The sequence below is a fragment of the Nesterenkonia halobia genome (assembly GCF_039536005.1).
GTDB classification, from domain to species: domain Bacteria; phylum Actinomycetota; class Actinomycetes; order Actinomycetales; family Micrococcaceae; genus Nesterenkonia; species Nesterenkonia halobia.
The window spans coordinates 518998-544355 of sequence record NZ_BAAAYG010000005.1; the positions used below are offsets into that span (position 1 = coordinate 518998).

The window sequence follows — 25358 nt, forward strand, 5'->3', positions numbered from 1 at the left end:
CGAGCCTCCTCGGCGGCGGTCCGCGACAGGTCCACCCCGTGGACGCGCGTCCTGCGATCTGCGCTCGGAGAGCCGACCGCATAGACTGAGCGGGATCATTCATGAACGCCTTCCACGGGAGCAGAATGTCCACGCCCGAGACACCTCATCCGCTCGACGAGGCGGCCGTCCAGCGCTGCGTCGACGCGGCGCTGGCCGCCTTCGACGACGCCGCCGACCTCGACCAGCTGAAGACCGCGCGACTGGCCCACACCGGGGACAAGGCCCCGATCGTGCTGGCCAACCGGCAGATCAAGGACCTGTCCAAGGAGGAGAAGGCCGCCGCCGGCAAGCTGCTCGGCCAGGCCCGCGGCCGGATCCAGCAGGCGCTGGCCGCGCGCACCGAGGTGCTGGAGGCCGAGCATGCCGAGCGGATGCTCGTCGAGGAGGCCGTCGACGTCACCGCCGCGCCGCGCCGCCGTCGCGCCGGAGCCCGGCACCCGCTCTCGGTGCTGCAGGAGCGGGTCTCCGACATCTTCACCGCCATGGGCTGGGAGATCGCCGAGGGCCCGGAGGTCGAGTCCGAATGGTTCAACTTCGACGCGCTGAACATCGCGCCGGACCATCCGTCGCGGGAGTTGCAGGACACCTTCTTCGTCGAGCCCGCCGACTCCCACCTGGTGCTGCGCACCCAGACGTCGCCGGTGCAGGTGCGCTCGCTGCTGGAGCGTGAGCTGCCGGTCTACATGCTCTGCCCGGGCCGGACCTTCCGCACCGACGAGCTCGACGCCACCCACACTCCGGTCTTCCACCAGTTCGAGGGGCTGGCCGTCGACGAGGGCCTGACGATGGCCGACCTGCGCGGCACGCTGGAGCACTTCGCCCGGAGGATGTTCGGCCAGGACGCGGCCATCCGGCTGCGCCCGGCCTACTTCCCGTTCACCGAGCCCAGTGCGGAGATGGACGTCTGGCATCCGCAGGCCGCCGGCGGTCCGCAGTGGGTCGAGTGGGGCGGCTGCGGGATGGTCAACCCGAACGTGCTCCGCGCCGCCGGCGTCGACCCGGAGCGCCACACTGGATTCGCCTTCGGCATGGGCGTCGAACGCACGCTGATGTTCCGCAACGGCGTGTCCGACATGCACGACATGATCGAAGGCGACGTCCGCTTCAGCCAGCACTTCGGAATGGAGGTCTGAGGGCATGCGCATCCCCCTGTCCTGGATCCGCGAGTACACCAGCTTCGACGTCGACGGCACGGCCGAGGACCTGATGGCCCGGCTCGTCCGCGTCGGCCTCGAGGAGGAGGACGTCCACCGGCCCTCCGACGAGATCAGCGGTCCCGTCGTCGTCGGCGAAGTGCTGGAGAAGACCCCCGAGCCGCAGTCCAACGGCAAGACCATCAACTGGTGCCGCGTCCGCGTCGTCCCCGAGGGGCAGCCCCAGACGCTCACGCACGAGGGCATCGAGCCCGACGGCGTGCAGGGCGTGGTCTGCGGGGCGCACAACTTCGACGTCGGCGACAGAGTCGTGGTCACCCTGCCCGGCGCGGTGCTGCCCGGCGACTTCCGGATCAGCGTCCGGAAGACCTATGGTCACGTCTCGGCCGGGATGATCGCCTCGACCAAGGAGCTGGGTCTCGGCGAGGACCACGACGGCATCCTGGTGCTCTCCACGCTGGGACTGGACCCCGAGATCGGCACCGATGCGCTCGAGCTGCTCGGGCTGACCGACGAGGCCGCCGAGATCAATGTGACCCCGGACCGCGGCTACGCCTTCTCGATGCGCGGCGTGGCCCGCGAATACGGCCACGCCACCGGCACCGAGGTCGTCGATCCGGCCGCGCAGATCGTCGTCCCCGAGGCGACGGCGTCCGGCCACGAGGTCCGCCTGGAGGACGAGGCGCCGATCTACGGCACCGCCGGCTGCGACCGCTTCGTCGCGCGGAGGGTCACCGGCGTCGACGTCACCGCGCCCACTCCGCCCTGGATGGCCTCCCGGCTGCGCCTGGCGGGCATGCGCCCGATCTCGCTGCCGGTCGACATCTCCAACTACGTCATGTGGGAGCTCGGCCAGCCGCTGCACTTCTACGACGCCGAGCAGCTGCGCGGCCCGGTCCGCGTGCGCCGCGCCGCCGCCGGCGAGACGCTGACCACGCTGGACGACAAGGCCCGCGAGCTCGACGCCGAGGACCTGGTCATCGCCGACGACCGCGGGGCGATCGGACTGGCCGGCGTCATGGGCGGCGGCGAGACCGAGGTCGGCAAGGCCACCACGTCGGTGCTCATCGAGGCCGCCCACTTCGACCCGATCTCCATCGGGCGCACTCGGCGGCGGCACAAGCTGCCCTCGGAGGCCTCGAAGCGCAACGAGCGCGGCGTCGACCCGCTGCTGCCCGATGTCGCCGCCCAGCGCGCCGTCGAGCTGCTCGTCGAGCTGGCCGCCGGCACCGACTCCGGCGAGACCACCGCCGTCGGCGACCCGGCCCTGCCGCCGGTCGTGTCCTTCGACCCGACGCTGGCGCAGCGGCTGACCGGCGTGGAGTACACCGAGGAGCAGGTCGTCGAGACGCTGCGCGCGATCGGAGCGACTGTCGTCGGCCCCGACGCCGCGGGCCGGCTGGACGTCACCCCGCCCAGCTGGCGGCCGGATCTGACCATCGCCGAGGACCTCGTCGAGGAGATCGCCCGGCTGGTCGGCTACGACCGCATCCCGGCGCGCCTGCCGCAGGCGCCGGCAGGCCGCGGGCTCACCGCCGACCAGCGCCGCCGTCGCCAGGTGCTCGACGGACTGGCGGCCGCCGGACTGACCGAGACGCTGAGCTATCCCTTCCTCTCCGAGGAGGCCAACACGCTCTTCGGCCGCGCCGAGCAGAGCGCGGAGCCCTGGCCGATGCTGCGGCTGGTGAACCCGATCGCCGCCCAGCACGCCACGCTGCGCACCAGCCTGCTGCCCGGGCTGCTGGACACGCTGCGGCGCAACGTCTCCCGCGGCTTCGCCGACCTCGCGCTCTACGAGGCCGGCGCGGTCTTCCTGCCCGGCCAGCAGGTCGGCAGCGCGGAGATCCCGGGCCTCGGCGTCCACCCCGGCGAGGAGGTCCTCGCCGATCTGGTCGCCGGCATCCCCGACCAGCCCTGGCACGTCGCCGCGACACTCTGCGGCGCCGAGCCGGCGACGGAGGTCGGATCCTCCGGGCGCCGCCGGGACTGGGCGGACGCGATCGAGGTCGCCCGCGACGTCGCCGAGCGCGTCGGCCTCGAGCTGGAGGTCGTCCAGGGCGCCCACCAGGCCTTCCATCCCGGGCGCACTGCGGAGCTGCGGCTGCCGGCGGCCGACGGCGCCGCGGCGGGCACGAGGATCGGCGTCGCCGGGGAGCTGCACCCGAAGGTCGTCGAGGCCTGGGATCTGCCCGAGCGCACCGCGGCGGTGGAGCTGGACCTCTCCGCCGTGCTGGCCGCCGCGCCCGAGCAGGTCACCGCCGCCGAGCTGTCGACGTTCCCGCAGACCACGCAGGACGTCTCGCTGATCGTCGACGCCGGACTGCCGGCCGGCGAGCTGCGCGCGACGCTGGCCGAGGGCGCCGGCGCGCTGCTCGAGGACGTCGAGCTCTTCGACGTCTACGCCGGCGAGGGCATCGAGGACGGCAGGAAGTCGCTGGCCTTCGCGCTGCGCTTCCGCGCGTCGGACCGGACGCTGACCGCCGACGAGGCCTCGGAGGCCCGCGGGCACGCGGTCGCGCTGGCCGAGCGGCGCCACGGCGCGACCCAGCGCTGAGCCGCCTTCCGCGCACGGCTTCACGATCCTGCAGGACGACGACGGCCCCTCGCCCCGGTGATCCGGGGGAGGGGCCGTCGTCGTCGGCGGGGTCGGTTCCGGCGGGCGGGCCGGGCGTGATCAGGGCTTGAGCAGCAGCTTGCCGGTGGTGCGGCGGTTCTCCAGGTCCTCGTGGGCCTGCCCGGCCTGGGCCAGCGGGTAGGTCGCGCCGATGGAGAGCGTCAGCGTGCCGTCGCCCAGCGCCTTGAACAGCTCGGAGAAGCGCCAGGCCCGCTCCTCGGCGTTGCGCAGGTACCACGCCAGCGCCGGGCGGGTGATGTAGAGGCCGCCGCGGGCGTTGAGCTCCTGCAGGTCCAGCGGCGGCACCTGGCCGGAGGAACCGCCGAAGAGCACCATGGTGCCGCGCACCCCGAGGCTGCGCAGCGAGCCCTCGAAGGTCGCCCGGCCGACGCCGTCGTAGACGACCGAGACGCCCGCGTCGGCGGTGATCTCGCGGACCTGCTCGGCGAAGTCCTGGTAGTCCAGTACATGGTCGGCGCCGGCGGCCTGGGCGATCTCGGCCTTCTCCCGCGTCGACGTCGTGGTGATCACCCGGGCCCCCTTGGCCTTGAGCAGCTGGGTGAGGAGCTGGCCGACGCCGCCGGCGCCGGCATGGGTCAGCACGGTCTCGCCGGGGGAGACCCGGTAGGTGGAGTTGATCAGGTAGTGGGCGGTGGCCCCCTGCAGGGGCAGGGCGGCGGCCTGCTCGTCGCTGATGTCGTCGGGCACCGGAACCGCCTTGGCCGCCTCCACCAGGAAGTGGCTGGCGTAGGTGCCGGTGGCGGCCTCGCTGGTGGCGATCCGCGAGCCCACCGCGAGGCCTTCGACGCCCTCGCCGACGTCGATCACCCGGCCCGCGCCCTCGGTGCCGGGGACGAAGGGGTGCTCGACGGGGTAGACGCCGCCGCGCTGGTAGGTCTCGATGAAGTTGACGCCGGCCGCGGCCGTCTCCACCAGGACCTGGCCCGGGGCGGGCTCGGGCAGCGCGGTCTCCGCCGGGGAGAGGACGTCCGGTCCGCCGGCCTGCTCGGCGCGCACGACCTGCGCGGCATCGGGCAGGTCCTCGGGATACACAGTGTTGTCGACCATGCGCACAGAGTACCGAAATCACCTGGTCGCGCCGAACAGCCGCCGGGGAGTGCAGAGATGCTCCGCGCCGATCGCCGGACCGTCGCCCGGCAGCTCCTCGCCGCATCGGATATGCATAAATATTGATGAACCTGCATACATCGGCGTAGACTGGCCGGCATGAGCTATCGCGTCGCCGTCTCCGGAGCCTCCGGCTATGCCGGGGGAGAAGTCCTGCGCCTGCTCGCCGCCCACCCCGAGGTCGAGGTCGGCGCCGTCACGGCGCACTCCTCGGCCGGGGAGCGGCTGGGCGCGGTGCAGCCGCATCTGCACGCCCTGGCCGACCGGACCATCGAGGACACCACCGCCGAGGTGCTGGCCGGCCACGACGTCGTCCTCCTCGCCCTGCCGCACGGCGCCAGCGGCGAGATCGCCGCCCAGCTGGGGGAGGACGTGCTGGTCATCGATGCCGCCGCCGACCACCGCCTGGAGTCGTCGGCGGACTGGGACGCCTTCTACGACGGCGCGCACCAGGGCACCTGGCCCTACGGGCTGCCCGAGCTGCCCGGCGGCCGCGACCGGCTGCGCGGCACCCGCCGCGTGGCGGTGCCGGGCTGCTATCCCACGACGATCCTGCTGGGGCTCGCCCCGGCGGTCGCCTCGGGACTGGTCGAGCGCGAGGACATCGTGATCGTCGCGGCCACCGGCACCTCCGGGGCGGGGAAGTCGCTGAAGCCGCATCTGCTGGCCTCCGAGGTCTCCGGCGGGATGAGCCCCTACGGCGTCGGCGGCGTGCACCGCCACACCCCGGAGATCGAGCAGGGGCTGCGCGCCGCCGCCGGCGCCGACGTGCAGGTCTCCTTCACCCCGACGCTGGCGCCGATGTCCCGCGGCATCCTGGCCACCTCGACGGCGAAGCTCGCCCCGGGCACGACGGCGGAGCAGCTGCGGGCGGCCTACGCCGCACAGTACGACGCCGAGCCCTTCGTCCACCTGCTGCCCGAGGGGCAGTGGCCGGCCACCAAGCAGGTCGTCGGCTCCAACCACATCACCGTGCAGCTCGCCGTCGACGAGCACGCCGGCCGGGCGGTCGTCGTCTCCGCCTCGGACAACCTCACCAAGGGCACCGCCGGCGGAGCGGTGCAGTCGATGAACCTGGCCCTGGGGCTGGACGAGACCGCCGGACTGGACATGATGGGAGTCGCACCATGAGCGTCACCGCCGCCGCAGGATTCACCGCCGCCGGCGTCGGGGCCGGACTGAAGCCGTCCGGGCGCGACCTCGCCCTGGTGGTCAACACCGGCCCGGAGAAGCACGCCGCGGCCGTCTTCACCACCAATCGCGTCGCCGCCGCCCCGGTGCTCTGGTCGCAGCAGGCGATCGACGACGGCCGGGCCGAGGCGGTGGTGCTCAACTCCGGCGGGGCCAACGCCTGCACCGGCCCGGAGGGCTTCGCCGACACCCACGCCACCGCCGAGCACGTCGCCGAGGCGCTCGAGCTCTCCGCCCAGGACGTGCTGGTCTGCTCCACCGGACTCATCGGGACGCGTCTGGACATGGAGGCGCTGCTGCCCGGCGTCGACGCCGCCGTCGGCGCGCTGTCCGACGACGCCGTCTCCGGCGAGGCCGCCGCCGACGCCATCCGCACCACCGACTCCGTGGCCAAGACCTCCCAGGCCGCGGGGACCGGCTTCACCGTCGGCGGGATGGCCAAGGGCGCGGGCATGCTCGCCCCGGGCATGGCCACGATGCTCTCCGTGGTGACCACCGACGCGGTCATCGCCCCGGCCGACCTCGACGCCGCGCTGCGCGAGGCGGTGCGGGTCAGCTTCGACCGCGCCGACTCCGACGGCTGCATGTCCACCAACGACACCGTCGTCGCCATGGCCTCCGGGGCGAACTCGGACGCCGTCGACCTGGCCGAGTTCCAGGCCGCGCTCACCGCAGTGTGCCGGGATCTGGCCGCCCAGCTGATCGCCGACGCCGAGGGCGCGGCCCACGAGATCGCGATCACCACGGTCCGTGCCGCCAGCGAGGCCGACGCCGAGACCGCCGGCCGCGCCGTCGCCCGCTCGAACCTGTTCAAGACGGCGATCTTCGGCCGCGACCCGAACTGGGGGCGCATCCTCTCGGCCGTGGGCACCACGGACGTCGCCTTCGATCCGGCGACCATCGACGTCGCGGTCAACGGGGTGACGATCTGCCGGTCCGGCGGCATCGGCGAGGACCGCGAGCTCGTCGACCTCTCCGGCCGGCAGGTGGAGGTCACCATCGACCTCAAGGCCGGCGACGCCGAGGCGACCATCCTGACCAACGACCTCACCCACGACTACGTGCACGAGAACTCCGCCTACTCCAGCTGACCCTCGGCCGGATCCGCCGAGTCCGGATCCGCCGACCAGACCCATCGTGAGGACCCCTGTGAACCCCACCTCCTCGAGCTACCAGCCGCGGCAGTCCGACCCGCTGGCCGCCGCCGGCGCGCGGGCGGCCACGCTGATCGAGGCGCTGCCCTGGATGCAGAAGTTCGCCGGCGAGACCATCGTCATCAAGTACGGCGGCAACGCCATGGTCGACGACGAGCTGCGCCGCGCCTTCGCCGAGGACGTGGTCTTCCTGCGGCACGTCGGCGTCAACCCCGTCGTCGTCCACGGCGGCGGCCCGCAGATCAACACGATGCTCGAGGCCGTCGGCGTGGAGTCCGAGTTCCGCGGCGGCTACCGGGTCACCACGCCGGAGGCCATGGACGTGGTGCGCATGGTGCTCACCGGTCAGGTCGGCCGCGAGCTCATCGGCCTGATCAACTCGCACGGACCCTACGCCGTCGGCCTCTCCGGCGAGGATGCGGCGCTGCTGCGCGCAGTGCGCAAGCAGGTCACCGTCGACGGCGAGGACGTCGACCTCGGGCTGGTCGGCGAGGTCACCGGGGTCAACCCCGACGCCGTGCAGGACCTGCTGGCGGCCAAGCGCATCCCGGTGATCTCCACCATCGCCCCGGAGTTCGACGCCGCCGGGCGGCCGACCGGCGAGGTGCTCAACGTCAACGCCGACCTGGCCGCCGCCGCCGTGGCCTCGGCCCTGGGGGCGGCCAAGCTGGTCATGCTCACCGACGTCGAGGGGCTCTACGCCGACTGGCCGGACCGCTCCTCGCTGATCTCCTCGCTGGCGGCCTCCGACCTGAAGGAGATGCTGCCCGACCTGCAGGCCGGGATGATCCCGAAGATGACCGCCGCGCTCTCCGCCGTCGAGGGCGGGGTGCCGCGGGCGCACATCGTCGACGGCCGCGAGCCGCATTCGATGCTGCTGGAGGTCGTGACCACTGAAGGCGTGGGCACCCAGGTCGTGCCCGATGCGGAGGAGGACCGTTGAGCGAGACCACTGATGCTGCAGACGCCGCCGACGCCGCTTCTGCCGAGGCGAGCTCGCAGGGGCTGCTGGGCCGCTACCGCGACGCGCTGCTGGGCGTCTTCGGCACCCCGCAGCGGGTGCTGGTGCGCGGCTCCGGGGCCACTGTCGTCGACGCCGACGGCGGCGAGTACCTGGACCTGCTGGCCGGGATCGCGGTCAACGCCCTGGGCCACGCCCATCCGCGGGTGACGGCGGCGATCGGCGAGCAGGTCGCCACGCTGGGCCACATCTCGAACCTGTTCACCAGCCCGTCCCAGGTCGCGCTGGCCGAGACGCTGCTGCGGCTCTCCGCTTCGCCGGAGGGGTCGAAGGTGTTCTTCACCAATTCGGGCACCGAGTCCAACGAGGCCGCCTTCAAGCTGGCCCGTCGCCACGGCGGCGCCGCGCGGCCGCGGATCATCGCGCTGGACGACAGCTTCCACGGCCGGACCATGGGTGCGCTGGCGATGACCGGCAAGCCCGCCCAGCGCGAGCCCTTCGAGCCGATGCCCGCCGGGGTGGAGCATGTGCCAGCCGGCGACGTCGAGGCGCTGCGCGCCGCCGTCGACGAGACCGTCGCCGCCGTCGTCGTCGAACCCATCCAGGGCGAGGCCGGGGTGCGCGCGATGCCCGAGGGCTATCTCGCCGCCGTCCGCGCGATCACGCGGGAGGCCGGGGCGCTGATGATCGTCGACGAGGTCCAGACCGGCGTCGGCCGGACCGGCGCCTGGTTCGCCTCCGCCGGCGTCGACCCCGACGCCGTTACGCTGGCCAAGGGACTCGGCGGCGGCTTCCCGATCGGGGCGCTGATCACCCGCGGCGAGGAGGTCTCGGCGCTGCTGGCCGCCGGCCAGCACGGGACCACCTTCGGCGGGAACCCGCCGGCCACGGCGGCCGCGCTGGCGACGATCGCCGGCATCGAGGAGGAAGGGCTGCTGGCGCACGTCCGCGCCGTCGGCGAGACGCTGGCCGCCGCGCTCGCCGCCGTCGACGGCGTCGCCGAAGTCCGCGGCGCCGGGCTGCTGCTCGGCGTCGAGCTGCAGCCCGATGCGCAGCGCGCCCCGGCCGCCGGACTGGCCCCGGCGGTGGTCGCCGCCGCGCTGGAGGCCGGCTTCATCATCAATGCCACCGGGCCGACCACGCTGCGGCTGGCGCCGCCGCTGAACATCGCCGAGGAGCAGGTGCTGCGCTTCGTCGAGGCCCTGCCCGCCCTGCTCGCCGCCGCGAAGGAGAACTGATGAGCACCCGCCACTTCCTCTCGGACCTCGACCTCGCCCCCGAGGAGCTCGACCGCGTGCTCACCCTCGCGGCGCGGATGAAGGCCGATCCCTACGCGATCCGCGCCCTGGCCGGCCCGCAGACCGCCGCGGTGTTCTTCGACAAGACCTCCACGCGCACCCGCTTCTCCTTCTCCGCCGGGATCTCCGCGCTGGGCGGCTCGCCTCTGGTGATCAACCCCGGCGAGTCCCAGCTGGGCCACAAGGAGTCCATCGCCGACACCGCCCGCGTGCTCGAGCGGATGGTCTCGGTGATCATCTGGCGCACCTACGCGCAGTCCGGCCTGGAGGAGATGGCCGCGCACTCCGCCGCCCCGGTGATCAACGCGCTCTCCGACGACTACCACCCCTGCCAGCTGCTGGCGGATCTGCTCACCGTCCGCGAGCAGCTCGGCGAGCTGTCCGGCCGCTCGCTGGCCTATCTGGGCGATGCGGCGAACAACATGGCCAACTCCTATCTGCTCGCCGGCGTCAACGCCGGGATGCATGTGCGCATCGCCGGCCCCGACGGCCACCGGCCCGATCCGGCGATCGTCGCCGCCGCCGAGGAGCGCGCCGCGGTCACCGGCGGCTCGGCGACGATCACCGCCGACCCGGCCGTCGCGCTCGCCGACGCCGACGTCGTCGCCACCGACACCTGGGTGTCGATGGGTCAGGAGGAGGAGAAGGAGCAGCGGCTGCGGCTCTTCGGCGACTACCGCGTGGACGCCGCGGCGATGGCGCAGGCCGCCGAGGGAGCCCTGGTGCTGCACTGTCTGCCGGCGTATCGAGGAGTGGAGATCACCGGCGAGGTCATCGACGGGCCGCAGTCGGCGGTCTGGGACGAGGCGGAGAACCGTCTGCATGCGCAGAAGGCGCTGATGGCCTGGCTGCTGGTGGAGTCCGGACGGGCCGACGAGCAGACCGTCTCCCAGGTCCGCGCGGCGGAGCGGCGATGACCGCTCCGGCGACCAAGACGGCGCGCCAGGCGAAGATCCGCGAGCTGATCAGCCGGCACAGTGTGCGCTCGCAGGGCGAGCTCGCCCAGGAGCTCGCCGACGAGGGGCTGAAGGTCACCCAGGGCACGCTCTCGCGCGATCTCGTGGAGATCGGCGCGGCTCGGGTCCGCGGCGCCGACGGCGCGCTGATCTACGCAGTGCCCGGCGAAGGCCATGAGCGCGAGCTGCAGGCCGAGCAGACCGAGGCGGCGACGACGGCGCGGCTGGTGGGCCTCTGCCGTGATCTGCTGGTCTCCGCGGAGGCCAGCGCGAATCTGGTCATCCTGCGGACTCCGCCCGGGGCCGCGCAGTTCCTGGCCAGCGCCGTCGACCACGCCGGGCTGGAGGACGTGCTGGGCACCATCGCCGGCGACGACACGATCATGCTGGTCACCACCGACCCCGTCGGCGGCGAGGCGGTCGCCGCCCGCTTCAACGGCTTCGCCGAGGGCCGTTCCTGAGCCGCGTCTCCTGACCGGGCCGGCCGCCGTCGCCGGGCTGCATCTGCCGGGCTGCATCTGCCGGGCTACGTCTGCCGGGCCGACTCGGGCCAGACACGACGCAGGATGTCGTTCCAGGTGACCACTCCGGTCAGCGGGCGTCCCTCCGTCCGGACGACGACCAGCTGCTCGCCGGTCTCGCGCATCCGCTGCAGCACCTGCGGGGCGGGCGTGCCCGGCGGCAGCACGAGCGTCGGCCGCGAGACCTCGACGGCCGGATCCTGCGGATCGGCGGTGAGCGTGTCGCGGACGTGGACGATGCGCGGATCGTCCGCCGGGCGGTCGCCGTCGAGCAGGATCCGCAGATGCGCCGTCTGCGCGGCGGCGCGCTGGACGTCGGCCATCGTCGCCCCCGCGGGCAGGGACGTGGTGCCGGACCGGCGGCGCCCGGCGTTGACCTCCTCGACCGGCAGCGTCTCCAGGGCGATGATCTGGGTGAGCTGGCCGCCGGAGGCCTCGTCGAGCGCGCCGGCGTCGGTCGAGTGCCGGATGAGCTGGTGGATGGTCTCGGAGTCGTAGCCGCCGACCGCGGCCCGGTCGACCGGCTCCACCCCGGCGGCGGAGACCAGCCGGTTGGCGAGACCGTTGATCACGCTCAGCAGCGGGTGGAGCAGCCGGGCCAGCGCGCGGGCCGGGACGGCGACGAGTCGCGCGGATCGTTCCGGATGGGCGATGGCCCAGGACTTCGGCGCCATCTCCCCGACGACCAGGTGCAGGAACGTCATCAGCAGCAGCGCCACGGTGAAGGACACCGCATCGGCGGCCCACAGCGGCAGGGCCGTCGCCTCCAGCAGCGGAGTCAGCGCGTGGTGGACGGCCGGCTTGCTGACCGCGCCGAGGGCGAAGGTGCAGGCGGTGATGCCCAGCTGCGCGGCGGCGAGCATGACGGTCAGCTCATTGAGTCCGCGCAGCGCCGCCCGGGCGGAGCGACTGGTCTCGGCGGCCTCCTCGAGCCGGTGCCGCCGTGCGGCCAGCATGGAGAACTCCAGCACGACGAAGAACGCCGAGAGCGCGATGATCGCGAGCGTGGCGACGGTGGGGACGATCCATGCGGTCATCGGTCCTGCTCCTGCTCCGCGTTCCGGTCCTCATGGACCGACAGCTCGACGACGGACGGCACGTGACGCTCGAGGCTGACGACGGTGACCTCCAGGCGACGGTGAGGCGGGGGCTCGTCGGCGGAGTAGTCGCCGGGCTCGGCGGGCAGGTCGATCAGCACCCGGTCGCCGACGTCGGGCAGACCTCCGTGCTGATCGATCAGCAGACCGGAGAGCGTCTCGTAGTCGCCGTCGGGGACGTCGTGCCCGACGGCGCGCTCGAGCTCGTCCAGGGCGATCTCGCCGTCGACCCGCCAGCGGTCCTCGCCCGTCGCCTCGGCCAGCGGCGGCGGCTCGGCGTCGTGCTCGTCGGTGATGTCGCCGAAGATCTCCTCGCCGAGGTCCTCGAGGGTGACCACGCCGACGAAGCCGCCGTACTCGTCGATGACGCAGGCGAGCTGCGAGCGCTGCTCGCGCAGCGTCCGCACCGCCTCCGGCAGGCGCATCAGCGTCGGGAGGATGACCGGCTCGCGCATCACCGTCGTCACCGGCTCGGCGTCGTCGACGCCGCCGGCGAGCACGTCCAGCATGGTCACGATGCCGACGGGCTGGTCGTCGGCGTCGATCACCGGATACCGGGTGTGCTCGGCGGCCATCATCGTCCGGACGTCGCCGACGGTGGTCCCCGGGGCGACGTACCCGGTGCGGGACCGCGGGATCATGGCGTGCTCGACGTCCTGGTCGGGGAAGTCGAGGATGCGGTCGAAGGCCAGGTACATCTGCTCGGGCAGATGGCCGCTGGCCCGCGAGTCGGCCACGATGCGCTCGAGATCCTCCGCCGTCGCGCTGGAGTCGACGTCCTCGACGGGGCGCATGCCCACCAGCTTCAGCAGCAGCTCCGAGGAGCGGTCGAAGAGCGCGATGAACCAGCCGAACCCGGCCAGGTACCAGGTCGTCGAGCGGGAGAGGCCCAGCGCCAGCGGCGTCGGGTTCGCGATGGCGTAGTTCTTCGGGAAGAGCTCGCCGAAGATCATCTGCACCACTGTCGAGACGGCCAGCGCCAGCACGGTGCCGGCGGTGATGCTGAGCGCGTCCGGGACGCCGACGCCGCCGAGGAGCTCGCCGAGCCCTTCGCCGACCAGCGGCTCGGCGACATACCCGACCAGCAGGCCGGTGACGGTGATGCCCAGCTGGGCGCCGGAGAGCATGAAGGACGTCCGGCCGGTGACGCGCAGCGCGCGCTGCGCGGCACGGTCTCCGGAGTCGGCCAGCGCCCGCAGCCGGTGGCGATCGACCGACATGTAGGCGAACTCCTGGGCGACGAAGTAGCCGTTGGCCAGGATGATCACGAAGATCAGCAGGCAGCCGAGCAGCAGGAGGAGGACGGCGGTCATCGCGGACCCTCCGCGGAGGGATCCCGGAGCGGGGCGATGGTGCGGCGGGGGCGACAGTCAGGGTCGTCCACGAGGGCGGCGGCACCTCTCTCGAGACGGGGTGGTCACACGGTCATCGCCGATGCCTGCGCGGCGCGACGACTGGCAACAGGATAGCGCATCCCGACCGCAGCCCGGGCAGAGCGGGAGTCCGGGCTCAGCGTCGGCCGCGGGCGGCTTCACCCTCGCGGCGACGCAGGAAGCCGCCGACGCCGAGGAGGACGATCCCGGCTCCGAGGCACACCAGCTGCAGCGGCAGCTCCGGATCGCCGAGGCCGAGGATCCACGGGCCGAGGACGACGACGCCGGCCGCGGCGAGGAACCACCAGTGCGCGGTGCGCCGCGTCGCGGCGGCGTCGGAGCCGCTGCTCACGAGCGGGAGTCCAGCAGCTCGCGCATCGCCGGCAGGTCGAACATCTCGGTGACGGCGTAGGCGTTCTGCCCCGCGTGGCGGGGATCGGCGCCGGCGTTGAGCAGCAGCGTCACGGACTCCTCGTTCTGCAGGAAGACCGCGCAGGTCAGCGCCGACTGCCCGCGGTCGTTGACCCGGTGGACGTCGGCGTCGCGGGCCAGCAGCCCGCGGACCAGCGAGACGTGGTTGTTGTAGGTGGCCAGGATCAGCAGCGTGTCGCTCTTGGAGTTGGCCAGATTCACCGGGATGCCCTGGTCGACGAGCGCGAGCAGCTCCTCCTCGCGTCCCTGGCGGGCCAGGTCGAACATCGAGTTGAGGAACTCCAGCTGCTCGTCGGTGAGCTCCGGCGGCGTCGGCTGGTCGGTCTCGGGCGCCTGGTCGTCCGGCTGCCCGGCATCGGGGGAGGCGTCATGAGGCATGCCGCCAGTCTACCGGTTCGCCCTCCCGGCGGGACCTGTGTAGAGTCATCTACTGATAATGGTTCGCAATAGCGTTGGTGAAGGTTTCCATGACGATCTCGGCACTCTCGTCCTCGTCCCGCTCGACGGCGCTGCTCGGGCTGGTCGGCATCGCGGCGGGACTGGCCGTCGGAGTGCTGGCCCCGCAGCTCTCCGACGCCGCCGCCGCGGCCCGTGAGCCGATGGTCATGCTGCTGGTGACGCTCCTCTTCCTCGAGCTGCGGCCGGTCGGCGGGGGTGCTGCGCTGCGGTCGAAGCGCGGGCTCGGCGTGCTGGGTCTGCTGGTCGTCTGCAACTTCCTGCTGCTGCCGGCGCTGGCCTGGGGGCTGTCCTGGCTGTTCCTCCCCGGTCCGGAGCAGGAGATGGTCCGGCTCGGAGTGCTGATCTACCTGCTCTTCCCCTGCGCCGACTGGTTCCTGGGCTTCGTGCGCCTGGCCGGCGGCAGCACCGCGCTGGGCGCCGCCCTCATCCCGGTGCACCCGGGGCTCCAGCTGGCGCTCTATCCGTTCTGGGTCTCGCTGGCCACCGGCGGAGCCGTCGACGGGGTCCTCGAGCGGCTCGGCCCGGCCCTGGTCTCGATGGTGCTGGTCCCGGCCGGCGTCGCGGTCGCGCTGCGGCTGATCGCCGCTCGGCTGTCCGGAGCTCGCGGCGCCGCCCCCTCCGCCGGCTTCTCCGCCGATCTCTCCTCCCGACTCGTCGCCGGCGCCGGGCGCGCCGTGCCGGTGGTGCTGGCCGGGCTGCTGGCGGTGCTGCTCGCCGGCGGGTCGGGGCAGCTGGTCGGCGCGCTCGACGTCGTCGCCCCGGCGCTGGCGGCCGTGGTCGTCTTCTTCGCGGCGAGCACGGTCCTGCTCGAGCTCGTCTCCCGCGGGCTCCGGCTGCGCCACGAGGAGACGGCGCTGCTCTGCGTCTCCGGGGCCGCGCGCAACGCGCCGCTGATGCTGGCGCTCACCAGCGCCACGCTGGGGCCGGATCCGGTGCTCGCGGCGACGATCGTGCTCGGCATGCTGCTGGAGTTCCCGCATCTGGTGCTGCTGGCCGGTCGGCTGCGGCGCCGGCGCGCGATGACGCTCGCCGCGTGAATGTGACACTGTGCCTCAGCAGGAGCAGGGCGAGCCGCGGCACGGAGTATGCAGACGGTCGAATATTTATGTAGAATCGCCGGCGAGCCGCACACCCTCCCGCCCCGCCGGGACGACGCAAGGAGCCAGTGGAATGACCGACCGCATTGTTCTCGCCTATTCGGGCGGACTCGACACCTCAGTGGCGATCGGCTGGATCGCCGAAGCCACCGGGGCCGAGGTCGTCGCCGTCGCCGTCGACGTCGGCCAGGGCGGCGAGTCCCTGGAGACCGTCCGCCAGCGCGCCCTGGACTGCGGCGCCGTCGAGGCCTACGTCGCCGACGCCCGCGACGAGTTCGCCGAGCAGTACTGCATGGCCACGCTGAAGGCCAACGGGCTCTACATGGACTCCTACCCGCTGGTCTCGGCGATCTCGCGGCCGGTGATCGCCAAGCACCTGGTCGCCGCCGCGCAGCAGTTCGGCGCCTCCACCGTCGCCCACGGCTGCACCGGCAAGGGCAACGACCAGGTCCGCTTCGAGGTCTCCATCCAGACCCTCGGCCCGGAGCTGAAGTGCATCGCCCCGGTCCGCGACCTGGCCCTGACCCGCGAGAAGGCGATCGAGTACGCCGAGCGCCACCAGCTGCCGATCGAGACGACCAAGTCCAACCCGTTCTCCATCGACCAGAACGTCTGGGGCCGCGCGGTGGAGACCGGCTTCCTCGAGGACATCTGGAACAGCCCCACCAAGGACGTCTACGACTACACCGAGGACCCGGCCTTCCCGCCGGCGCCCGACGTCGCCACCATCACCTTCGAGGCGGGCGTGCCGGTGGCGATCGACGGCGCGACGGTCACCCCGCTGGAGGCGATCTACCAGCTCAACCGCCGCGCCGGCGCCCAGGGCATCGGCCGGATCGACATCGTCGAGGACCGCCTGGTCGGCATCAAGTCCCGCGAGATCTACGAGGCTCCCGGGGCGATGGCGCTGATCGCCGCCCACCAGGAGCTGGAGAACGTCACTCTGGAGCGCGAGCAGGCCCGGTTCAAGAAGACCGTGGACCAGCGCTGGACCGAGCTGGTCTACGACGGCCAGTGGTTCTCGCCGCTGAAGAAGAACCTGGACACCTTCATCGAGGCGACCCAGACGCATGTCTCCGGCGAGATCCGGCTGGAGCTGCACGGCGGTCGGGCCACGGTCCAGGGCCGGAAGTCGGCGACCTCGCTGTACGACTTCAACCTGGCCACCTACGACGAGGGCGACGCCTTCGACCAGTCCTCGGCGCCCGGGTTCATCGACATCTACGGACTCTCCTCGAAGGTCGCCTCGCAGCGCGAGGAGCGGCTGTACGGCAAGCCGGACCTCTCCGGCCACGGCATCGGGACGCAGTGAACGATGGCTGATCAGCAGGACTCTCACGCGACGAACGAAGGCGCGCTCTGGGGCGGTCGCTTCGCCTCCGGGCCGGCCGACGCGCTGGCCGCGCTGAGCAAGTCGACGCAGTTCGACTTCCGGCTCGCCCGCTATGACATCGCCGGATCCCGCGCCCACGCGCGGGTGCTGCACCGCACCGGCCTGCTCGACGACGCCGAGCTGGAGTCGATGCTGGCCGCGCTGGATCGGCTGGAGTCCGACGTGCTCTCCGGGGCCTTCGGGCCGGCGGAGTCCGACGAGGACGTCCACGGCGCCCTGGAGCGCGGCCTGCTCGAGCGCGCCGGCGAGGAGCTGGGCGGGAAGCTGCGGGCCGGGCGCTCGCGCAACGACCAGATCGCCACGATGGGGCGGATGTTCCTGCGCGACCATGCTCGAGTCGTCGCCTCCGGCGTGCTGGAGGTCGTCGACGCGCTCGTCGCCCAGGCCGAGGCCCATCCCGCGGCCCCGATGCCCGGTCGCACGCATCTGCAGCACGCCCAGCCGGTGCTGCTGGGCCACCACCTGCTGGCCCATGCCTGGGCGCTGCTGCGCGACCTGCAGCGGCTGGCCGACTGGGACGGGCGCGCGGCGGTCTCGCCCTACGGCTCCGGCGCGCTCGCCGGCTCCTCGCTCGGGCTGGACCCGGTGCGGGTGGCCGAGGAGCTCGGCTTCGCCGACGCGACCTGGAACTCCATCGACGGCACCGCCTCGCGGGACGTCTACGCCGAGTTCTCCTGGGTGACGGCGATGATCGGCGTCGACCTCTCGCGGATCAGCGAGGAGGTCATCTTCTGGGCCACCAAGGAGGCCGGCTTCGTCACGCTCGACGACGCCTTCTCGACCGGCAGCTCGATCATGCCGCAGAAGAAGAACCCCGACGTCGCCGAGCTCGCCCGCGGCAAGTCCGGCCGGCTGATCGGCGACCTCACCGGCCTGCTGACCACGCTGAAGGGCCTGCCGCTGGCCTACAACCGGGATCTGCAGGAGGACAAGGAGCCGCTCTTCGACGCCGTCGACACGCTGGAGCTGCTGCTGCCGGCGGTCTCGGGGATGGTCGGCACGCTGACCTTCCACACGGAGCGGATGGCCGAGCTCGCCCCGCGCGGCTTCGCCCTGGCCACGGACATCGCCGAATGGCTGGTCCGGCAGGGCGTGCCCTTCCGCGTCGCCCACGAGCTGGCCGGCGAGGCGGTGCGCGTCGCCGAGGCGCGCGACGTCGAGCTCTGGGATCTCACCGACGACGAGCTCGCCGCCGTCTCCGAGCACCTGACTCCGGCGGTGCGCGAGGTGCTGACCACGCTGGGCTCGCTGAACTCGCGCTCCTCGCAGGGCGGCACGGCCGTCTCCGCCGTGGGCGAGCAGCTGGCCGAGCTGAAGCGCCAGCTGGCCCCGGTCCGCGCGTTCGCCGCCTCGGAGGGCAGCGTGGTGGGCCCGGACGCGGTCAGCTGATCGGCTTGGCGGCGCGTTCCGGTCCGGTCGGCGCACTCCGGCGCGGCCGACGGCGCGGTCGACGGCGCGGTCTGCGCAGTCGACCGCGCGGAGGCCGGCCGGCGGCGGCGTTGCTGCTGGCGGCGACGCTGGTGGGCTGCGGGTCGCTGGCTCCGGCCGAGCCGGAGCCGTCGCCCACCGGCCGCCCGGAGGCTCCGCCGCAGCCCCGGCCGCTGCAGGCCGCCGAGCAGGCCGGGCGGACGACGGCGGCGCCGCTGGCCGAGCTGCCCGACGCGGACTGGCTCGCCGAGGTCGCCGCGGACACCGGGATCCCCGAGCGGGCTCTGGCCGCCTACGCCGGAGCGTCGCTGCACCTCGCCGAGAGTCATCCGGACTGCCGGATCGGCTGGACCACCCTCGCCGGCATCGGGCGGGTGGAGAGCGTCCACGGTTCCCACGAGGGCTCGCAGATCACCGAGGACGGCACCGTCCGCCCGGAGATCATCGGCATCCCGCTCGACGGCCGCCCGGGGACGCGGGAGATCGTCGACACCGACGGCGGCGAGCTCGACGGCGACGACGTCTGGGACCGGGCAGTGGGTCCGATGCAGTTCATCCCCACCACCTGGGAGCGGCGCGGCCGCGACGGGAACCGCGACGGCGTCGCCGACCCGCAGCAGTACGACGACGCGGCGCTCGCCGCCGCCGACCATCTCTGCGCCCACGGCGGCGATCTGACCGAGGATTCGGGCTGGAACGCCGCCGTCGCCGCCTATAACCAGTCCGACAGCTACGCCCGTTCAGTGGCCGGCTGGGCGGAGGACTACGACGCCGCGCGGTGAGGCCCGCGGTGAGGTCCGCAGTGCGGTGCGCGGCGGCGTCGGGCGGGATCCGCCGGCTGTCACCCCTGGCGGGCTTTGAAGCGGGGGTCGCGCTTATTGATGACGTAGGTCCTGCCGCGACGGCGCACGACCTGCGCGCCGGGCCGACGTTTCAGCGACTTCACCGAGTTGCGCACCTTCATTGTGCCTCCTGTTGCGAATGAGTATTATTAGCAATAATGCTACGCGTCGACGGGAAGGGATGCCAATGGAGTGCTCGGCGGAGGACGGACGGGCGCGGGACCGCGGGAGCCGCAGCCCAGGAGGCGGCGGGGAGCCGGTCGACGTCGTCGCCGTCGTGGGTTCCTGTCCTCCTGAACGACAGGCGCTGGCCCGACGCCTGGCTCAGCAGGAAGGACGGGTGCTGCTTCCCGCGGGGAAGGTGCAGGCGGACGTCGGGCTGATCGACCGGACCGCGGATCTGCTGGCCCGCTCGACCGACGGCCCCGGGCTGGTCGTCGAGCTGCCGCTGGGGATGCCGGCGATGGAGGCCATCGGACTGTTCGCCGAGTCGGACGGCGCGATGCGGCTGAGCGATATGGTCTGCGTCGTCGACGCCGCCCACCTGCTGGCCGATCTGGATTCGCCGGACCTGGTCCCGCTGCCGGGCGGCGAGGACCACGCGCGGCGGGCCGACCTGGTGGTCCAGCAGATCGAGTACGCCTCGCAGGTGGTGCTGGCCGGAGCCTCGTCCCTGGCGGAGGACCGGCTGCTCGTGCTGGAGGCCCTCGTCGGGGCGCTCAGCCCGCAGGCGGCGATCCGGCGGTCCTCGGGAGAGGGCGGCGACGCCGCCGTCGTCGAGGCGCTGCGGCATCGACGCCCGACGCGGTACCGGCAGGAGCAGACGCGAGCCGGGTGGGTCGGCCTGCTCAACGGGGAGGTCGCCCCGACGGACGGGTCGGCGCCGGTGGAGGTGCTGCACTACGAGCAGCTGCGCCCCTTCCACCCGGGCAGGCTCCACGCCGTGCTGGAGACGTTCTTCGCCCGCGGCTCCGCCGGGTCGATCGTCCGGTCGGCGGGCTTCTGTCGCCTGGCCTCGCGTCCGCACGTCCTCGCGAGGTGGGATCAGTCTGGACGGAGCCTGGTCCTGGAGCCGCTGGCCGTCGACGGATCGGCCGACGCCGACGAGGTCCTGTCCTTCGGCCAGGACCTGGCGATCGTCAGCGTGGGGATGGACGCGCGGCGACTGGTCTCCGCGCTGGACGAGGCGGTGCTCGACGATCAGGAGCTGAAGGCCGGGCCCGCCGCCTGGTCGCAGTACGCCGATCCGTTCCCGCACTGGAACGTCGCCCCGGACCGCTGACCCGGCCCCGACGTCGACCGCGCATCCGGCCTGCCAGACTGGTGACGTGGACATCACGACGCTCGACGCACTCTTCGCCGGCCACGCGACCGAGCTGGCGCCGGCGCTGCTGGGCTGCCGGCTGACGGTGGTCACCGCCGACGGCGCGGTCGCGGTGCGGCTGACCGAGGTGGAGGCCTACGGGGACCAGGGCGAGGATCCCGGCGCGCACAGCTTCCGCGGTCCCACAGCGCGCAACGCCTCGCTCTTCGGGCCGCCGCGGCGGACCTACGTCTATCTCAACTACGGGATCCACCGCTGCCTGAACCTCGCCTGCGGGCCGGAGGGCACGGCCGGCGGCGTGCTGCTGCGCGCCGGAGAGGTCCTCGGCGGGAGGGAGCTGGCAGTGCGGCGCCGCGGCCGCGAGACCGGCGCGAAACTGCTCGCCGGCCCCGGTCGGCTGGGCCAGGGGCTCGGGATCACGCTGCCGATGGACGCGACGCCGGTGCGGCTGACCCCGGCCCGGCAGCATCCGGAGCCCGGGGAGGCCGCCGTCTCGCCGGACCTCGGCGACGGCGCGGCCTTCCTGCTCTCCGCGCCGGCGGACGCCGTCGGCGAGGTGCACTCCGGCCCGCGGGTCGGCGTCTCCGGCGTCGGCGGGGGAGCGGCGTTCCCCTGGCGGTTCCGGCTGGCCGACGAGCCGAGCGTCTCGGCCTATCGGCCGGGACGGAACGTGCCCGCGGAGGGCGCCGTCGGCGCTGCCCGCGGGGGCGACGTGGTCACCCGAGGTTCACCCGCATGACTGTAGGATGGGTGGTCATCGTATTCGGACATGAGAGATGCGCATCCAGATGAGTGACTCCATCTCCTCGGCCTCGGCCGAGCCGCTGCACCCCGCCACCCACGACGTCCCGGTGCCGCCGCTGGAGGGCGGCCTCGAGGATGAACGCCGCTACGTCGCCGTGCTGTACCGACGGCTGGACGAGCTGCGCGACGAGAAGCACGACCAGCTGACCCAGGTGCGCAGCACCGGCGCGGTGGGCACCATGCAGAACATCTCGGAGCGCGACGCCTTCGCGACGATGTACGAGGACCGCCTCGCCCAGCTCAACGCCGTCGACGATCGGCTGGTCTTCGGACGGCTGGACCTGGACGGCGGCGAGTGCCGCTACATCGGCCGCATCGGGCTGACCACCGATGACCTGCAGCGGCTGATGATCGACTGGCGCGCGCCCGAGGCCGGGGTCTTCTACCAGGCCACCGCCTTCGAGCGGCACGGCGTGCGGCGGCGCCGTCACCTGATGCTGCGACGCCGCGAGGTCCAGGGCATCGAGGACGAGGTGCTCGACGTCGACATGCTCGCCGAGGCCACCGAGAACCACGGCGACGGCGCGCTGCTGGCCGCGCTGACGGCGCGGCGCACCGGTCAGATGGGCGACATCGTCGCAACCATCCAGGCCGAGCAGGACCGCATCATCCGCTCCGAGATGCCCGGGGTGATGGTCGTGCAGGGCGGGCCCGGCACCGGCAAGACCGCCGTGGCGCTGCACCGGGCGGCCTACCTGCTCTACGGCCACCGCGAGCGGCTGAAGTCCGCCGGGGTGCTCATCGTCGGGCCGAACCCCACCTTCATGTCCTACATCGAGCGCGTGCTGCCCTCGCTCGGCGAGACCGGCGTGGTGATGAGCTCGCTGGCCGACCTCTATCCGGGGGTCCACGGCGTCGAGGAGGAGGACCCGCGCGTCGCCGAGATCAAGGGACGGCTGGACATGGTCGACGTCGTCGCCGCCGCCGTCGCCGACCGGCAGCGGACCATCGACGAGCCGCGCCACGTCGAGGTCGAGGGCATCCGGGCGAAGGTCACCCCGGCGATGATCCGCCGCGCCCAGGAGCGCGCCCGGGCCACCGGCAAGCCGTACAACGAGGCCCGGACCACGTTCGTGAAGGTCATGGTCCGGGAGATCGCCGAGAAGGTCGAGAAGACCCTGAACAAGCGGTCGGAGGGCAACGAGGCCGACCGCAGCTATCTGACCGAGGACGTGCGCTCCTCCCGCGACGTGCGCGTGCTGCTGAACCTGTGCTGGATGCCGCGCACGCCGCAGCATCTGCTCGAGGATCTCTTCTCCAAGCCCGAGTACCTGCGGCGCGCGGCCCCGCAGCTCGACGAGGCCGAGCGCGAGCTGCTCCGCCGTGCGCCGGGAGCGCCGCTGACCACCTCCGACGTGCCGCTGCTGGACGAGGCCGCCGAGCTGCTCGGCGACCTCGACGACTCGGCCGGCCGCGAGGAGGCCCGTCAGCAGGCCGAACGGGACAAGAACCTGGAGAACGCCCAGAAGGCGGTGGAGAACGCCGCGCCCCAGCTGGAGGAGAAGGGCATCGAGGGCTTCCTCGACGCCGAGGGCGTGGCGGCGATGAACACCGAGACCGCCGGTCGGCTCTCCGCGGCCGAGCAGGCCCAGGTGGACCGCACCTGGACCTACGGACACGTCGTCGTCGACGAGGCCCAGGAGCTCTCGGCGATGCAGTGGCACGTGCTGATGCGCCGCTGCCCGCTGAAGTCCTTCACCGTCGTCGGCGACACCGCCCAGGGGTCCTCGGCGACGGCGGCCGCGAGCTGGGCGCAGGCGATGGAGCCCTTCGTCGGCGACCGGCTGCGCGTCGAGGAGCTGACGGTCAACTACCGCACGCCGCGGCGCATCGTGGACCTCGCCGAGCGCGTCGCCCGGGCGCACGGCCTGCCGATCACCAGCCTGCGCACTGTCCGTGACGGCGAGCACGACCCGGTGGTCGAGTCCGTCGACGCCGACCGTCTCCAGGCGTCCGCGGCCGCCGCCGTCGACGCCGAGGTCGAGCGCCTCGGCGAAGGACTGGTGGCCGCGATCGTGCCGGAGCCGATGGTGGAGCCGCTGCGCCGCAGCCTGCGCGGCCGCTACGGTGACCGCGTCGGCGAGGGCGCCGGCTCGCTGGCCCAGGACATCGTGGTGCTCGGCGCCGACGACGCCAAGGGACTGGAGTTCGACGCGGTGGTCGTCGTCGAGCCGGCCGCTCTGCTCCGCGAGGCCGGCGGGCGGATCGGGAGCCTGTACGTCGCCCTGACCCGGCCGACCCATGCGCTGCACGTGGTCGCCGCGGAGGAGCTGCCTCCGGGGTTCGCGGCGGCGCCGGACGCGGACTGACCCCGTGAGGGGGAGTGCTAACGTGACTCAGGTGATGGAGAACAGCCCCATGGAGAAGAATCCCGCGCTGGACGCCCAGCGCATCGACGACAGCTTCGAGACGATCTGGCAGGAGCTCACCTGGCGCGGCCTGGTGCAGGTCTCCACCGATGAGCAGGAGCTCGAGAAGACCCTCGCCCAGGGGCCCGTCACCTATTACTGCGGGTTCGACCCGACGGCGGCGTCGCTGCACCTGGGGCACCTGGTCCAGCTGCTGACGATGCGTCGGCTGCAGCTCGCCGGGCACCGGCCCCTGGCCCTGGTGGGCGGGTCGACCGGGCTGATCGGCGACCCGCGGCAGAGCGGCGAGCGGGTGCTGAACACTCCGGAGACCGTGTCCGGATGGGTGGACAGCCTCAAGGACCAGATCCGCCACTACCTGGACTTCGACGAGGGCGAGAACGCCGCGACGATGGTGAACAACCTGGACTGGACCCAGGGGATGAGCGCCATCGAGTTCCTGCGGGACATCGGCAAGCATTTCCGGGTGGGCACGATGGTCAAGAAGGACATCGTCGCCAAGCGGCTGCATTCCGAGGAGGGGATCTCCTACACGGAGTTCAGCTACCAGATTCTGCAGGGGCTGGACTTCCTGCAGCTCTACCGCGAGCACGGGTGCCGGCTGCAGACCGGCGGCTCGGACCAGTGGGGGAACCTGACCGCCGGCACCGAGCTGGTCCGCCGGGTGGAGGATGCCCAGGTCCACGCGCTCGGCACGCCGTTGATCACCAATGCCGACGGGTCGAAGTTCGGCAAGTCGGAGGGCAACGCCATCTGGCTGGACTCCGAGCTCTGCTCGCCGTACACGTTCTACCAGTTCTGGCTCAACGCCGCCGACGCCGACGTGATCGATCGGCTGAAGGTCTTCACGTTCCTCACCCGGGCGGAGATCGAGGAGCTGGCGACCGAGGTCGCCGAGCGCCCCCAGGCGCGGACGGCGCAGAAGCGGCTCGCCTGGGAGGTCACCACCCTGGTGCACGGGGAGGACGAGACCCGTCGAGTCATCGATGCCTCCGAGGCGCTCTTCGGCAAGGGGGACGTCTCGCAGATCGACGCCCCCACGCTGCGCGGGGCCGCGGAGCAGCTGCCCCACGCCGAGGTGGATCCGGAGGCGCCGCTGGTGGACCTCTTCGTGGCCGCCGGCCTGGTCTCGTCGAAGTCCGAGGCGCGCCGGACGGTGAAGGACGGCGGGGCGTATGCGAACAACGTGAAGGTCGACGACGGCGAGGTGCCCGCACCTGAGGACCAGTGGCTCCACGGCGAGCACCTGGTGCTGCGCCGGGGCAAGAAGAACCTGGCGATGGTGACTCGACGCCGGGGATGACCCCGAGGCGCCCTCTGCTGTCGGGAAGGCGCCCACCATCGCTCCCTCCGCCGTGGGGGAGAGAAGAAGCCGCAGGTCAGACCCGCACACGGGTCGGGCCGGCGGCTTCTTCCGTATGTGGTCGAGGTCACCGCGCAGCGAGTTTGCACGGGTTGCCGGGGTGTGTGTAAAGTTTTATCCCGTGCTCAGGGCACAGGGCAGACGCCGGAAGGGTCGCTCTGGGGTGCTGGGCCGGGCATGGCGACTGAATGGTCGTTGTTGTTGCTTCTGAGAATCTGATACTATGATTGATTGTGTCCCCGGGATGAACGGGGTGTTGATCAGTGGTTGCGGCGGCGTTGTTCGTTGCGGGCTGGTTGGCACTGGTTTTGCGGGGATGGTGATCGTCTGGTAAGATGGAGAAGTTGCTTGCTGACGG

At 72.6% G+C, this 25358-nt stretch carries 22 protein-coding genes; 16 read left to right on the forward strand and 6 right to left on the reverse strand.

What is annotated here, in order from left to right; all coding sequences use genetic code 11:
* Positions 1–101 precede the first annotated feature (101 nt).
* Positions 102–1175, forward strand: a complete 1074-nt coding sequence (pheS, locus tag ABD652_RS08955) for a phenylalanine--tRNA ligase subunit alpha (protein WP_344720397.1) — start codon at positions 102–104, stop codon at positions 1173–1175.
* 4 nt (positions 1176–1179) lie between these two features.
* The gene (pheT, locus tag ABD652_RS08960) at positions 1180–3750 is read left to right on the forward strand and encodes a phenylalanine--tRNA ligase subunit beta (protein ID WP_344720399.1); all 2571 of its coding nucleotides are present in this window, start codon (positions 1180–1182) and stop codon (positions 3748–3750) included.
* Positions 3751–3870: 120 nt separating this feature from the next.
* Here pheT and ABD652_RS08965 read toward each other — a convergent pair whose 3' ends face one another.
* Positions 3871–4878 carry a quinone oxidoreductase family protein gene (locus ABD652_RS08965; protein WP_344720401.1) on the reverse strand — a complete coding sequence of 336 codons (1008 nt, stop codon included), beginning with the start codon at positions 4876–4878 and terminating at the stop codon, positions 3871–3873.
* Between the two features lie 159 nt (positions 4879–5037).
* On the opposite strand from ABD652_RS08965, the gene argC reads away from it, so the two are divergent.
* The 6 genes from argC to ABD652_RS08995 all read left to right on the forward strand — a co-directional run bounded on the left by argC (position 5038) and on the right by ABD652_RS08995 (position 10959).
* Entirely contained in the window at positions 5038–6069 is a 1032-nt protein-coding gene (gene argC / locus ABD652_RS08970; RefSeq protein ID WP_153143254.1) for an N-acetyl-gamma-glutamyl-phosphate reductase, read from the forward strand.
* Complete coding sequence (gene argJ / locus ABD652_RS08975) at positions 6066–7220, forward strand: bifunctional glutamate N-acetyltransferase/amino-acid acetyltransferase ArgJ (protein ID WP_344720403.1); 1155 nt, start codon at positions 6066–6068, stop codon at positions 7218–7220. The genes argC and argJ overlap by 4 nt, the downstream gene beginning before the upstream one ends.
* A 103-nt stretch (positions 7221–7323) precedes the next feature.
* Positions 7324–8226: an acetylglutamate kinase gene (argB, locus tag ABD652_RS08980; protein ID WP_425574566.1), complete on the forward strand. Its 903-nt coding sequence runs from the start codon at positions 7324–7326 to the stop codon at positions 8224–8226.
* Entirely contained in the window at positions 8223–9482 is a 1260-nt protein-coding gene (locus tag ABD652_RS08985; protein WP_344720407.1) for an acetylornithine transaminase, read from the forward strand. Before argB ends, ABD652_RS08985 begins: the two co-directional genes overlap by 4 nt.
* Complete coding sequence (gene argF, locus ABD652_RS08990) at positions 9482–10459, forward strand: ornithine carbamoyltransferase (protein ID WP_344720409.1); 978 nt, start codon at positions 9482–9484, stop codon at positions 10457–10459. Before ABD652_RS08985 ends, argF begins: the two co-directional genes overlap by 1 nt.
* Positions 10456–10959 (forward strand): arginine repressor, encoded by a 504-nt coding sequence (locus ABD652_RS08995; protein ID WP_153143259.1) that lies wholly within the window; start codon positions 10456–10458, stop codon positions 10957–10959. Before argF ends, ABD652_RS08995 begins: the two co-directional genes overlap by 4 nt.
* Positions 10960–11024: 65 nt before the next feature.
* On the opposite strand, the gene ABD652_RS09000 is transcribed toward ABD652_RS08995, so the two are convergent.
* From ABD652_RS09000 to ABD652_RS09015, 4 genes are all read right to left on the reverse strand, one after another.
* The gene (locus ABD652_RS09000; RefSeq protein ID WP_344720412.1) at positions 11025–12056 is read right to left on the reverse strand and encodes a CNNM domain-containing protein; all 1032 of its coding nucleotides are present in this window, start codon (positions 12054–12056) and stop codon (positions 11025–11027) included.
* A complete protein-coding gene (locus tag ABD652_RS09005) occupies positions 12053–13429 on the reverse strand; it encodes a hemolysin family protein (protein WP_344720414.1) in 1377 nt (458 codons plus the stop codon). The genes ABD652_RS09000 and ABD652_RS09005 overlap by 4 nt, the downstream gene beginning before the upstream one ends.
* A gap of 196 nt (positions 13430–13625) precedes the next feature.
* Positions 13626–13841: a hypothetical protein gene (locus tag ABD652_RS09010; protein WP_344720416.1), complete on the reverse strand. Its 216-nt coding sequence runs from the start codon at positions 13839–13841 to the stop codon at positions 13626–13628.
* Complete coding sequence (locus tag ABD652_RS09015) at positions 13838–14299, reverse strand: ankyrin repeat domain-containing protein (protein WP_344720418.1); 462 nt, start codon at positions 14297–14299, stop codon at positions 13838–13840. The genes ABD652_RS09010 and ABD652_RS09015 overlap by 4 nt, the downstream gene beginning before the upstream one ends.
* Positions 14300–14388: 89 nt before the next feature.
* Between ABD652_RS09015 and ABD652_RS09020 the strand changes: the two genes are divergently transcribed.
* The 4 genes from ABD652_RS09020 (at position 14389) to ABD652_RS09035 (ending at position 19080) form a co-directional block, all read left to right on the forward strand.
* Complete coding sequence (locus ABD652_RS09020; protein WP_344720419.1) at positions 14389–15417, forward strand: arsenic resistance protein; 1029 nt, start codon at positions 14389–14391, stop codon at positions 15415–15417.
* A gap of 133 nt (positions 15418–15550) precedes the next feature.
* Positions 15551–16789 (forward strand): argininosuccinate synthase, encoded by a 1239-nt coding sequence (locus tag ABD652_RS09025; protein WP_344720420.1) that lies wholly within the window; start codon positions 15551–15553, stop codon positions 16787–16789.
* Positions 16790–16792: 3 nt separating this feature from the next.
* Positions 16793–18259 carry an argininosuccinate lyase gene (gene argH / locus ABD652_RS09030; RefSeq protein WP_344720422.1) on the forward strand — a complete coding sequence of 489 codons (1467 nt, stop codon included), beginning with the start codon at positions 16793–16795 and terminating at the stop codon, positions 18257–18259.
* 110 nt (positions 18260–18369) lie between these two features.
* On the forward strand, positions 18370–19080 hold the full coding sequence (locus ABD652_RS09035) for a lysozyme family protein (RefSeq protein WP_344720424.1): 711 nt from the start codon (positions 18370–18372) through the stop codon (positions 19078–19080).
* A 59-nt stretch (positions 19081–19139) separates the two neighbouring features.
* Here ABD652_RS09035 and ykgO read toward each other — a convergent pair whose 3' ends face one another.
* Positions 19140–19262, reverse strand: a complete 123-nt coding sequence (gene ykgO / locus ABD652_RS09040; protein ID WP_344720426.1) for a type B 50S ribosomal protein L36 — start codon at positions 19260–19262, stop codon at positions 19140–19142.
* A 218-nt stretch (positions 19263–19480) separates the two neighbouring features.
* Here ykgO and ABD652_RS09045 point away from each other — a divergent pair, with 218 nt between their 5' ends.
* From ABD652_RS09045 to tyrS, 4 genes are read left to right on the forward strand one after another with little or no spacing between them, the layout of a single operon-like run.
* Positions 19481–20422 (forward strand): GTP-binding protein, encoded by a 942-nt coding sequence (locus ABD652_RS09045; RefSeq protein ID WP_344720428.1) that lies wholly within the window; start codon positions 19481–19483, stop codon positions 20420–20422.
* A 46-nt stretch (positions 20423–20468) separates the two neighbouring features.
* Positions 20469–21203 (forward strand): DNA-3-methyladenine glycosylase, encoded by a 735-nt coding sequence (locus tag ABD652_RS09050; protein WP_344720430.1) that lies wholly within the window; start codon positions 20469–20471, stop codon positions 21201–21203.
* A 49-nt stretch (positions 21204–21252) separates the two neighbouring features.
* Complete coding sequence (locus tag ABD652_RS09055; RefSeq protein ID WP_344720432.1) at positions 21253–23577, forward strand: HelD family protein; 2325 nt, start codon at positions 21253–21255, stop codon at positions 23575–23577.
* A 49-nt stretch (positions 23578–23626) separates the two neighbouring features.
* A complete protein-coding gene (gene tyrS, locus ABD652_RS09060) occupies positions 23627–24940 on the forward strand; it encodes a tyrosine--tRNA ligase (protein WP_344720434.1) in 1314 nt (437 codons plus the stop codon).
* The last annotated feature ends 418 nt before the right edge of the window (positions 24941–25358 follow it).

Excerpts from the sequence above, each read along its gene's own strand:
- pheS (WP_344720397.1), top strand. The coding sequence starts at position 102 with ATGAACGCCTTCCACGGGAGCAGAATGTCCACGCCCGAGACACCTCAT.
- pheT (WP_344720399.1), top strand. The coding sequence starts at position 1,180 with ATGCGCATCCCCCTGTCCTGGATCCGCGAGTACACCAGCTTCGACGTC.
- ABD652_RS08965 (WP_344720401.1), bottom strand. The coding sequence starts at position 4,878 with ATGGTCGACAACACTGTGTATCCCGAGGACCTGCCCGATGCCGCGCAG.
- argC (WP_153143254.1), top strand. The coding sequence starts at position 5,038 with ATGAGCTATCGCGTCGCCGTCTCCGGAGCCTCCGGCTATGCCGGGGGA.
- argJ (WP_344720403.1), top strand. The coding sequence starts at position 6,066 with ATGAGCGTCACCGCCGCCGCAGGATTCACCGCCGCCGGCGTCGGGGCC.
- argF (WP_344720409.1), top strand. The coding sequence starts at position 9,482 with ATGAGCACCCGCCACTTCCTCTCGGACCTCGACCTCGCCCCCGAGGAG.
- ABD652_RS08995 (WP_153143259.1), top strand. The coding sequence starts at position 10,456 with ATGACCGCTCCGGCGACCAAGACGGCGCGCCAGGCGAAGATCCGCGAG.
- ABD652_RS09000 (WP_344720412.1), bottom strand. The coding sequence starts at position 12,056 with ATGACCGCATGGATCGTCCCCACCGTCGCCACGCTCGCGATCATCGCG.
- ABD652_RS09005 (WP_344720414.1), bottom strand. The coding sequence starts at position 13,429 with ATGACCGCCGTCCTCCTCCTGCTGCTCGGCTGCCTGCTGATCTTCGTG.
- ABD652_RS09015 (WP_344720418.1), bottom strand. The coding sequence starts at position 14,299 with ATGCCTCATGACGCCTCCCCCGATGCCGGGCAGCCGGACGACCAGGCG.
- ABD652_RS09020 (WP_344720419.1), top strand. The coding sequence starts at position 14,389 with ATGACGATCTCGGCACTCTCGTCCTCGTCCCGCTCGACGGCGCTGCTC.
- ABD652_RS09025 (WP_344720420.1), top strand. The coding sequence starts at position 15,551 with ATGACCGACCGCATTGTTCTCGCCTATTCGGGCGGACTCGACACCTCA.
- argH (WP_344720422.1), top strand. The coding sequence starts at position 16,793 with ATGGCTGATCAGCAGGACTCTCACGCGACGAACGAAGGCGCGCTCTGG.
- ykgO (WP_344720426.1), bottom strand. The coding sequence starts at position 19,262 with ATGAAGGTGCGCAACTCGGTGAAGTCGCTGAAACGTCGGCCCGGCGCG.
- ABD652_RS09055 (WP_344720432.1), top strand. The coding sequence starts at position 21,253 with ATGAGTGACTCCATCTCCTCGGCCTCGGCCGAGCCGCTGCACCCCGCC.
- tyrS (WP_344720434.1), top strand. The coding sequence starts at position 23,627 with ATGGAGAAGAATCCCGCGCTGGACGCCCAGCGCATCGACGACAGCTTC.